Here is a 9692-nt window from a genome sequence, read left to right as displayed (position 1 = left end):
ACAGCTCTATGTGGAAAAGCTGTTCGCCACCGCCAAGAGCCCGGAGCAGGCCGTGAAGCGCATCGTTCTCTTCACGCTGAAATCACCACAGTTTCTCTACCCCGAACTGCGCGAAAACGAAAAGCCCGACGACTTCGCCTTTGCCTCACGTCTGGCCCTGACTCTGTGGGACTCCATCCCTGACAGGAAGCTCATGCAGGCCGCCACGGCTGGCAAACTGCACACACCCGAGCAAATCCGCGCCGAGGCTCAGCGCATGCTTCCTGACCCGCGCACGAAGGCGAAGCTGCACGGCTTCTTCCACCACTGGCTGGAACTCGAACGCGCCGAGGGCAACGCCAAGGACTTGAAGATCTTCCCCGGCTTTGATGACAGCGTGCTGGCAGATCTGCGCGAGTCACTGTTTGAATTCCTCGACCGGGTCGTCTGGAGCCCACAGTCTGACTACCGCCAGCTCCTCCAGGCCGATTACCTGCTGCTCAATGACCGCCTCGGCAAATTCTACGGCACTCCTGTAAAGGGCAGCGACTTCCAGCAGGTGGCGTTTGATCCGAAACAGCGTGCCGGAGTGGTCACCCATCCGTATTTGCTCTCCTCACTAGCTTCAAGCCGCGCCACCTCGCCCATCCATCGCGGCGTCTTCCTCACGCGCAACATCGTCGGCCTCTCGCTGCGTCCCCCACCCATGGCGGTCACCTTTGATGAGAGCCACTTCAATCCAAAGCTGACCATGCGCGAGAAGATCACCGAACTGACGCGCAACAAGACCTGCATGTCCTGCCACTCCACCATCAACCCGCTCGGCTTCAGCCTCGAAAACTTCGACGCCATCGGCCGCTGGCGCACACAGGACAACAACAAGCCCGTGAATGCCGCCGGTGAATTTGCCGACGACGAAGGCAAGGTGGTGCGCCTGAGCGGCCCGCGCGATATTGTGAACTACGTGGCCAGCAGCCCCTACGGCCACCGCGCCTTCATCCGCCAGCTCTTCAATCATTTCGTCAAACAGCAGCCGCTGGCCTATGGGCCGCAGACTCTGGAAGATCTGCAGAAAAGTTTCGCGGCATCGAGCTGCAATGTACAGAAGCTCCTCGTCGATCTGACACTCTTGGCCGTGCTGAATGGCAAGGACATGGGCTCGGCGACGCCGTGATCATCCTCGATCATTGAACGAGCGTCTGAGGAAGAAGTAATCCGTCAAATCCGGGCGATATCATCAATGCCATCGCATGAACATTCGCCATTAGCAGCGCGGCCAAGCTGGGATCAATAATTGGGAGATCTGGTAACTTGGATTACCACTTATCAACCACGCCTAAAACCGCATAAGCATAGCCTTAGATCGTTGATAATCACACAACTGTAACAATTATCAGTGTGTATAAGGATATGATGTGGACCACATTTTTAGCAATCCCACATATTGAATGCCTCTGCTGCTACATACCAACAATGACTTGCAAGGCAAACCCACGGCCGTTGTTTATCACAGCCCTGATGATCTGAATTCAGAGCTACTGAAAGCTCGGAAAGACCGCTTCACCCTTTGGCACCAGTTCTGTTTCGTATGAGCTCTAAAAACTCATACATTCATTCGGTCATGGTGCTGCTGGCCACCGCGGTTTTGATGACCGTGTACCAGTTCATCAAGATGTGGTTTTTTCCAAAAATCACCCTCTGGCAGTCGCATGCCATGACGATCGCGGTCTCCAGCAGTCTGGCAGCGCTGGGAGCTTTCTATGTCTCACGCCACAATCAGCGGCTGCATCGCCTCGCCGCCGAGGAAACTTCCGCACGCCAGCAGGCAGAGGCCGAACGCGAACGCTTCTTCACGCTCTCGCTTGATCTGCTGTGCATCACCGGAACGGACGGCTTTTTCAAACAAGTCAATCCGGCCTTCACCCAGACACTCGGCTACACAGCCGACGAACTGCTGGCGCGCCCCATCCTCGACTTGGTCCATCCGGACGACTACGCTGGCACGGTTGCCGAACTGGAAAAACTCAGCTGTGGCGAACGAACCATTCATTTTGAAAACCGCTACCAGTGCAAAGATCACTCATGGCGTTGCATCTCATGGAAAGCCCAGCCGGAGGTCGGACGGGGGCTGACCTACGCCACCGGTCACGACATCACCGAACAAAAGGAAGCAGACGCGAAGATTGCACGGCTCAATGCGAACTTGAAGCATCAAACCGAACAACTTCTCGAAGCCAACAAGGAGCTGGAATCCTTCTCCTATTCGGTATCCCACGATCTGCGTGCGCCTTTGCGGCACATTCAAGGCTACGTCGAAATGCTGCAAAAAAACATCGACGGCCAGTTGTCAGAGAAAGCCCGGCGCTATCTCAAAACCATCAACGAAGCGAGCACGGAAATGGGCCAGCTCATTGACGATCTCCTCGCCTTCTCCCGCATGGGCCGCATGGAAATGAGTGAAGGCTCGGTTGATCTAAACCATCTTTTGCAGGAAGCCCTCCATGGCCTGGAACCCACGACCCAGCATCGAAACATCGAGTGGAAGATCGCACCGCTGCCCGTGGTCATCGGAGATGCTGCCGTCCTCAGGCAGGTGCTGGTCAATCTGTTGGGCAACGCAGTAAAGTACTCCCGACCACGCGATCCGGCCCTGATCGAAATCGGCACCGCTGGCGAGGAGGATGGACGGCTCATTCTTTTTGTGCGCGACAATGGAGTGGGCTTCGACATGCAGTACGCCCACAAGCTCTTTGGCGTCTTCCAGCGGCTGCATCGCGCGGATGAATTCGAAGGCACGGGCATTGGCCTGGCAAACGTGCGCCGCATCGTTGCCCGGCACGGCGGCCGCGTCTGGGCGGAAAGCAAACCAGGTGAAGGCAGCTCCTTCTATTTCACCCTGAAACGATCAACGAATTCATAGAATTCAACCCGACCCAATCCATGGCACACCTCCAACGAATCCTGCTCGTCGATGACAGTCCGCGCGATACTGAAATGGCGCTGGATGCGCTGGCCACCTACAATCTGGCCAATGAAGTGATCACCCTGCGCGACGGTGCCGAAGCACTTGACTACTTGTACAGGCGCGGCCCGTTCGCGGCCCGCACCAACGAACAACCTGCGGTCATCCTGCTCGATTTGAAAATGCCCAAGGTCGACGGTCTGGAGGTTCTGAGTCAGATCAAAGGTGACCCGGACCTCAAAGTCATTCCCGTGGTCATGATGACCTCCTCGCGCGAAGAGCAGGACCTGGTTAAGAGCTACCATCTGGGGGTCAATGCTTATGTGGTGAAACCTGTCGGCTTCCATGAATTCGTCGAAGCCGTGAAAATGGTCGGAGGGTTCTGGGCGATGATGAACGAACCGCCTCCGTGCAGCGTGCAGCCCAGCCATGAAGTGAGAAATTAATCGCAGAGCCAGGCCGACACCATGCACGCTCCATCCACGCCCACCCGAATCCTGCATCTCGACGACAGCCTGCGCGATGCCACGCTGGTGGCCGATCTGCTGGATGACAACGGTGTTTGTTGTGAGATCAGCCATGTCATGAGCCGCAGGCCCTTTGAGCAGGCATTGGCACAACGGGGTCATGATTTGATCCTTTGTGACTTTAATCTTCCGGACTTCGACGGCCTGACTGCTCTGATCCTGGCCAGAGCGAGTTGTCCCGATGTTCCGGTGATCATTGTTTCTGGGGCGATCGAGGCCGAAGAAGCGGTCAAATGCCTGAAAGCAGGCGCCACGGACTACCTTCTCAAGCAGCGCATGGAGCGGCTCCCTTCGGCCGTCCAGCGTGCCTTGGAAGAATACCATGCGTTGAAACAGCGCAAGCAGGCAACCGAACACATCCGCCGTCAGGCCCGCCTCATCGATCAGGCCACCGATGCCATTTTTGTGTGCGACAAGAGCATGACACTCAGCTTCTGGAATCCTTCGGCCACCAAGCTCTACGGCTACACTCAGGCTGAGATCTGCGGCGATTCCGTGCTCCGTGTGATATTCCGCGAACCCGAGGAACGGATCGGCGCTATTTTTCAAGAAGTGCTGCGCGTCGGTCAGTGGCATGGCGAGACACGCCAAAAGAATAAAGAAGGGCGTGCCTTGGTCGTCTTTTGTCAGCTCACTTTGCTGACAGACGCACAAGGCATTCCTGACGGCATCCTTGCCGTCAATCATGACCTCACCGAAGCCAAGGCGCTAGAACAGCAGCTGCTTCGATCACAGCGACAGGAAGCCCTCGGCGCACTGGCTGGAGGCATTGCACACGACCTGAACAACGCGCTTGCGCCCATCATGATGGGAGTGGATCTGCTGAAAGCGAAGTATCCGGGCGCTCCAGGTATCGTGGACTTGTTTGACAGCAGCGTCAGACGCGCCGCAGCCATGATCCGCCAGCTGCTTACCTTTGCCAAGGGCTCGGAGGGAGAACGCAGTCCCATTCAGGTCAACTACCTCCTCCAGGAAATGGGAGCCATCGTGGAGTGCACCTTCCCAAAAAACATCACCATCACGGTGGAGCGTGAAAAAAACCTCCCCCCTGTACTGGCAGATGCCACACAGCTTCACCAGGTTCTTTTGAATCTTTGCGTCAACGCCAGGGACGCCATGCCTTCGGGTGGCAGGCTCACACTGGCGACAAGGAAGGTGGAAATCAGCAGCGTGCATCCTGGCATGCCCCCCAATGCCAAGGTCGGTCTTTTTGTGGCAATCCAGGTGAATGACACAGGCACAGGCATTTCGGCAGAAATCCGCGACCGCATTTTCGATCCCTTTTTCAGCACCAAAACACCCGACAAAGGCACCGGACTGGGCCTGTCCACCGTCATGGGCATCATCAAGGGACACGATGGCTTTCTTGAGGTGTCCTCAGCCCCCGGCCAAGGGACGACTTTCACCGCTTTTCTGCCCACCGACGCTTCCGCCGCCGAGCCCGAGCTGGCGCCTCAGAAGAAGATGCCTTTCTACGGTCAGGGCGAAATCATCTTGTTTGTGGACGACGAAACAACAGTGCGGGAGATCGCCCGTGAAGTGCTGCAGCGCATGAATTTCCAGGTCGTGCTGGCCCGGGACGGTCTCGAAGCCTTGGTATGGTTGACAGAGCATCCGTCTGTCCACGCCGTCATCACCGATTTGCACATGCCGAACCAGGACGGACTCTCCTTTGTGGGCATGCTCAGAAAAATCCTGCCCGAAATTCCAATCATCGTTTCCAGCGGTCGCCTGGAGGATGATATCCAGAGCCAGTTTAGAGCATTAGGGGTCACCTGCTTTCTGGATAAACCCTGTGATGAACACCAGCTTGCAGAAGTTCTCAGCCGCATCTTTGCGCAACATCCAACTAAGTTCGCTCAGGTCTTTCGGACCCATCCGAACAACGGACTTTCTGAGAGTTCTGCCTCACTCATGCCCCTGACTGCTTGAGCGCCGGCTGAAGAGGAGAGAGCACCGCCCCCTTTAGCCAAACAGCGGCAGCAGCACGCCGACAACGAGAATGAGCAGCAGCACCAGCGCCACCCACCACCAGAGGCTCATGCCCAGCGGCTGTTTGGAGGTCTTGCCGCCAAACTCACGCGCCACGAAGTCGTCGTAGTCGAACTCATCATCCGGCAGATCCAGACCATCCGCATGCGTGTCGCCGCTCCAGCCTGACTTGGCACAGGCTCCGCAGTCATCACAAGCAGCGGCTCCTCGGGGCACCCATTCACCACACACCGGACACTGCCCCGGAGGCTTGAACCGGCCGCTCATGGCACCGGAATGGAAGAAGGTTGGCGGGAAAGTGGCCGATCGCTCGCAGCAAAGTGATCAGGAGAGGTGTGCAAACGGTGGAACGAATCGCTGTCTGCCATGCCGCCCAGATTGAGCAGCGGTGTCCAACCCGCCTGCCGCGACTGATTTTCAAGTGCGCCACGGCGCAGCGGCGTGAGCATGATCAGCACCACTGCGAGGGTCACGGTGGCTGCGAGCGTCTGGCTCGTGGTTCTGGCACGTTGCCGAGTCATGTTAAATCCTGATTATTAACAAATCCGAAATAATGTCAACCCACGAGTTTGCCTGCCCTTTTCGCTTGTTTTCATTCGTTTATCAGCCAGCGATGCGCGGTGATTTTGATCCTAACCGCAGGTTTTGGCGATGGGCATAACACCGCCGCACGCTCTGTGGCGGAGGCTCTGACCCGTCTATGCCCCGAAGAGAAAATCGAGACCATCGATCTCATCAGCGAGGCCATGCCGCTCATCTCCGATGTATGCAAAAGCCTGTACCAATTCGCCATCACCCACTGGCCGGCTGGCTGGCGCATGACCTACGATCTCATGGGCAGGCCTTCCGTCACCGGGCCGGATGCCCTCTGGCAGACCGCCATGGTGAACGCTCTGAAAGCACGCATCAAGCAGGAGCAGCCACGCCTGATCATCAGCACTTACCCGCTGTATGCCATTTTGCTGGAATCCTTGTCAAAGCAGCAGGCCGTGCCGCCGCTGTGCACCGTCATCACCGACTCCATCAGCGTGAACCGTGTCTGGGTCATGTCTGGCAGCGAGCTCTTCTGCGTGGCCGATGACGAGACGAAAAAAGTGGTCATCGGCTTCGGCGTGCCTGAGTCAAAGATCCGCGTCACCGGATTCCCGGTAGATCTCGCATTCACGGAGCCACTGCCCGTGCTGCCGCCGGTTTCGCATGCCCGCATTCTTTACCTGCCCTCCACCACAGGCCGGCGCGTCGCTGCCACACTGGAGGCGCTGAAGCCCCTCTTCCGCAGCGGCGTGAAAATGACCTTGCCCGTGGGCAAGCATGACAAACGCCTCTACCACGTCCTGCGGCGCTTCATGGACTCCATGCCGCCTGACACCATCGAGATCATCGGCTGGACCAAGCGCATTCCGGAATTTCTGCGCACGCATGACGTCGTCATCTGCAAGGCCGGTGGTGCCATCCTGCATGAAGTACTCGCCGCCAAAATCCCCGCCGTCATCGACTACGTGGTCCCCGGTCAGGAGGAGGGCAATGCCGAGATGCTCACCAAACACGATGGCGGCATCGTCACCAACAGCGCCAAAGAAACCGCCGCCGCCGTCGAAAGCATCCTCACCAACAACAGCGCCGTGGGCCGCCGCATGCGGGCCAACATGGCCAAGATCAGCATGCCCGACGCCGCCGTGCGCACCGCCAAGGCCGCGCTGACCATCGCGACCGCCTGAGCTTCGCCCATGGAAACGCCCCCGCCCGTGCCCGTCGTCTGCGCCATCATTGTGCGTGGCGAGCACATCATGCTGGCGCAACGTCCGCCCGACAAAAAACTCGGCGGCCTGTGGGAGTTTCCCGGCGGCAAAGTCGAACCCGGCGAATCCGCCGAGGCCGCCCTGCATCGTGAACTCCAGGAAGAACTCGGCTGCTCCGTGCGCATCACGCAAACCCTCACGCCCTTCGTCCACGCCTATGACTGGGGTAGCATCGAACTCATCCCCTTCATCTGCGAAATCACCGCTGAAAGCCCCGCCCCTCATCCACACGAACACACCGCCTTGGTGTGGGTGGAGCGCACGCAGTTGAGGAACTACAATCTCGCCCCAGCAGATGTGCCATTGCTCACGGGTTTGATGTAGAAGGCACCGGCTTTGCCCTTCCCCACGCACCACGCTTCGCAGCCTTCGCCTCTTTCTCCAGCGCACGCAGATGCGTTTCAAAGTCGAATTCCCGACGTCCATCCGGCATCCACGTACCCTTGGTGTGAATCCGGCACAGTCCCGCCCTCACCAGCTTTTCAGAGAGCTCCTCGCCATCATCAAAGAACACCAGCGCATAGGAGCGGGCGCTGTCATAGACACGCTCCCAGCGGGTTTGAATCGAAAAGCGCTGTTCATGCAGCAGCTTCTCAGTGAGGGCCTTCGCTTCCAGCCCCAAGCTCTCCGTTTGCGGAATGCTCAAGCCTCCGAAATAAGCCGCCTGATCCTTCAGCCGGTTTTTCACCAGCGGATACAGCCGCTTTTCCGGACAATCGACGAAGTACAACCGCAGCACGTGCTCGCTGCCATCATGCGCGATCTTGAAGCTGTCGCCATCATTGCCTGCATCCTCGACAAGCTGGGCATCGGCCAGTGCCACAAACCGGCTCTCCGCTTCCGGCGGCTGGGTTGACACCGGTTTGTCACGGTAATGATTCCATGCCTGCAGCAGCGCGAGGGACAGCCACAGCAGCCCCCACAAAAATCGCGACCCTCTCGACGACCGCCGTTTCATGTCCCGCGTTTGTTGCCAAACAAATCAATGTGCAGCCGCGGGGAGTAGCGCCAGCCAGTGCGCTTGCACACCTCCACCAGCCAGGCCTGCCGCGCCTTGAGCGCCTCCTGAGTGATACCCTCCGGCATCAGCAAAATCTTCTCTGGCGGCACCGGCACACCGATGGACGCCACCACCGCGCGCACTTCCTCGACGTCCGCCTCTGTGGCGACGACAAACTTAAGCTGGAAGTCGTAGCTCTCACACCAGGCACGCAACACTTCTGGCTGCAGACGCAATTTCTCATGCTTTTCCGCCCATGCCTTGCCTGCCTTCGCTTCGCTTGGTGTGGAATGCGCCAGCTTCGGGCTGATGGAGGCCAGATCACAGGCCACGCCCTGCGGCGCTACGGTGCCTGCCGTTTCAATCGTGATATGCTTCCCAGCTTCCCGCAGCTGCGCCAGCAGCTCCGGCATGCCTTTTGCCACCATCGGCTCACCGCCGGTGACGACGACAAAGCGCGTCGGCTCACGCTGCACCACGGCAACGATTTCCTCCACACTCATCTCGACACCTTCCGGCTTCCACGACGCATAAGGCGTATCACACCACGTGCAGCGCAAATTGCAGCCAGAAGTCCGCACAAACACAGAAGGCACGCCCACAAGCGAGCCTTCGCCCTGCACAGAATAAAAAGTCTCGGAGATCAGCATGGGGCTTTCCACTCCGCCGCATGGCGGGCAAAGGCGGGCGCGGCACGTTGCAGGGCTTCATCAATGTCCGCCTGCGTGTGCGCAAGACTGATGAACCACAGGCCGCGCTCAATAGCGCGCACACCTTCTTCAAGGAGGCAGCGGCGCAGATGGGCCCAGCGCGGCGCATCCTGACGCAGAGCGTAGTCGCGGTAGTTCGTGATGGGGCCAGCAGGTGCCCCAGGCTTGAGCATGGTGGCATGAAAAACGAGACCAGGGCCTTGCGGTTGCAGCGGGATGCCGTGCTGCGCAGCCAGTTTGCTCAAACCAGCCATCAACTGCTCGCCGAGTGCGATCATACCGGCAGGATGCTTGTCACCGAGTGCAATGACTTCATCAAGGCACCACTTCGCAGCGGAAAGGCAGAGCGGGTTCGCATTCAAAGTGCCCGCATGCACGACTTCGCCGCTCATGATCTTGGCAAACATCTTCTCCTTGCCCACCAGCGCGGCAAACGGCACACCGCCGCCAATGGCCTTGCCGAGAATCGTCAGATCAGGCGTAAAGCCGTAGTAGGACTGCGCGCAGCCCGCACCAAATCGGAACCCAGTGATGGTTTCATCAGCGATCATGACGATGCCGTTCTCATCGCACAACTCACGAATCGTTTCGAGCATGCCAGCAACCGCAGGCATGCAGCCCGTGTTGCACAGCACCGGCTCAAAGATGATCGCGGCGATCTGATCGTGATGCTCCGCCACCCGCTGACGCAGATGCGCAGGATCATTCCAGCGGGCCACGACA

The 9692-nt window shown here is 58.5% G+C and carries 11 protein-coding genes; 6 read left to right on the top strand and 5 right to left on the bottom strand.

Going from position 1 to position 9692, the window contains the following annotated elements; genetic code table 11:
* The 4 genes from ACIREA_RS18565 to ACIREA_RS18550 all read left to right on the top strand — a co-directional run.
* Positions 1-1153 (top strand): DUF1592 domain-containing protein (locus tag ACIREA_RS18565; protein WP_397383826.1); only part of this gene is annotated, 1153 nt, incomplete at its 5' end.
* A 414-nt stretch (positions 1154-1567) separates the two neighbouring features.
* Positions 1568-2899, top strand: a complete 1332-nt coding sequence (locus ACIREA_RS18560) for an ATP-binding protein (protein ID WP_397383825.1) — start codon at positions 1568-1570, stop codon at positions 2897-2899.
* 20 nt (positions 2900-2919) lie between these two features.
* Complete coding sequence (locus ACIREA_RS18555; protein WP_397383824.1) at positions 2920-3387, top strand: response regulator; 468 nt, start codon at positions 2920-2922, stop codon at positions 3385-3387.
* A 21-nt stretch (positions 3388-3408) separates the two neighbouring features.
* On the top strand, positions 3409-5400 hold the full coding sequence (locus ACIREA_RS18550) for a response regulator (protein ID WP_397383823.1): 1992 nt from the start codon (positions 3409-3411) through the stop codon (positions 5398-5400).
* 33 nt (positions 5401-5433) lie between these two features.
* On the opposite strand, the gene ACIREA_RS18545 is transcribed toward ACIREA_RS18550, so the two are convergent.
* Positions 5434-5727: a hypothetical protein gene (locus ACIREA_RS18545; protein WP_397383822.1), complete on the bottom strand. Its 294-nt coding sequence runs from the start codon at positions 5725-5727 to the stop codon at positions 5434-5436.
* Positions 5724-5981, bottom strand: coding sequence for a hypothetical protein (locus ACIREA_RS18540; protein WP_397383821.1), 258 nt, complete (start codon positions 5979-5981; stop codon positions 5724-5726). Before ACIREA_RS18540 ends, ACIREA_RS18545 begins: the two co-directional genes overlap by 4 nt.
* A 99-nt stretch (positions 5982-6080) precedes the next feature.
* Between ACIREA_RS18540 and ACIREA_RS18535 the strand changes: the two genes are divergently transcribed.
* A complete protein-coding gene (locus ACIREA_RS18535; protein ID WP_397383820.1) occupies positions 6081-7178 on the top strand; it encodes a glycosyltransferase in 1098 nt (365 codons plus the stop codon).
* 9 nt (positions 7179-7187) lie between these two features.
* Entirely contained in the window at positions 7188-7583 is a 396-nt protein-coding gene (locus ACIREA_RS18530) for a (deoxy)nucleoside triphosphate pyrophosphohydrolase (RefSeq protein ID WP_397383819.1), read from the top strand.
* Here ACIREA_RS18530 and ACIREA_RS18525 read toward each other — a convergent pair.
* The 3 genes from ACIREA_RS18525 to ACIREA_RS18515 all read right to left on the bottom strand — a co-directional run.
* A complete protein-coding gene (locus tag ACIREA_RS18525) occupies positions 7567-8217 on the bottom strand; it encodes a thermonuclease family protein (RefSeq protein ID WP_397383818.1) in 651 nt (216 codons plus the stop codon). The genes ACIREA_RS18530 and ACIREA_RS18525 overlap by 17 nt on opposite strands.
* Complete coding sequence (locus ACIREA_RS18520; protein WP_397383817.1) at positions 8214-8909, bottom strand: 7-carboxy-7-deazaguanine synthase QueE; 696 nt, start codon at positions 8907-8909, stop codon at positions 8214-8216. Before ACIREA_RS18520 ends, ACIREA_RS18525 begins: the two co-directional genes overlap by 4 nt.
* The coding region (locus ACIREA_RS18515; protein WP_397383816.1) for an aminotransferase class III-fold pyridoxal phosphate-dependent enzyme at positions 8903-9692 on the bottom strand (790 nt) is incomplete at its 5' end. The genes ACIREA_RS18515 and ACIREA_RS18520, both read right to left, overlap by 7 nt.

This window comes from Prosthecobacter sp. (assembly GCF_044373815.1).
Taxonomy (GTDB): domain Bacteria; phylum Verrucomicrobiota; class Verrucomicrobiia; order Verrucomicrobiales; family Verrucomicrobiaceae; genus Prosthecobacter.
Note: the sequence above shows the minus strand (reverse complement) of the source record. Positions and strands in the feature narration are given on the sequence as shown.

Coding starts and splice junctions, on each gene's coding strand:
- ACIREA_RS18560 (WP_397383825.1), top strand. CDS start 1,568: ATGAGCTCTAAAAACTCATACATTCATTCGGTCATGGTGCTGCTGGCC.
- ACIREA_RS18545 (WP_397383822.1), bottom strand. CDS start 5,727: ATGAGCGGCCGGTTCAAGCCTCCGGGGCAGTGTCCGGTGTGTGGTGAA.
- ACIREA_RS18540 (WP_397383821.1), bottom strand. CDS start 5,981: ATGACTCGGCAACGTGCCAGAACCACGAGCCAGACGCTCGCAGCCACC.
- ACIREA_RS18555 (WP_397383824.1), top strand. CDS start 2,920: ATGGCACACCTCCAACGAATCCTGCTCGTCGATGACAGTCCGCGCGAT.
- ACIREA_RS18525 (WP_397383818.1), bottom strand. CDS start 8,217: ATGAAACGGCGGTCGTCGAGAGGGTCGCGATTTTTGTGGGGGCTGCTG.
- ACIREA_RS18530 (WP_397383819.1), top strand. CDS start 7,188: ATGGAAACGCCCCCGCCCGTGCCCGTCGTCTGCGCCATCATTGTGCGT.
- ACIREA_RS18550 (WP_397383823.1), top strand. CDS start 3,409: ATGCACGCTCCATCCACGCCCACCCGAATCCTGCATCTCGACGACAGC.
- ACIREA_RS18520 (WP_397383817.1), bottom strand. CDS start 8,909: ATGCTGATCTCCGAGACTTTTTATTCTGTGCAGGGCGAAGGCTCGCTT.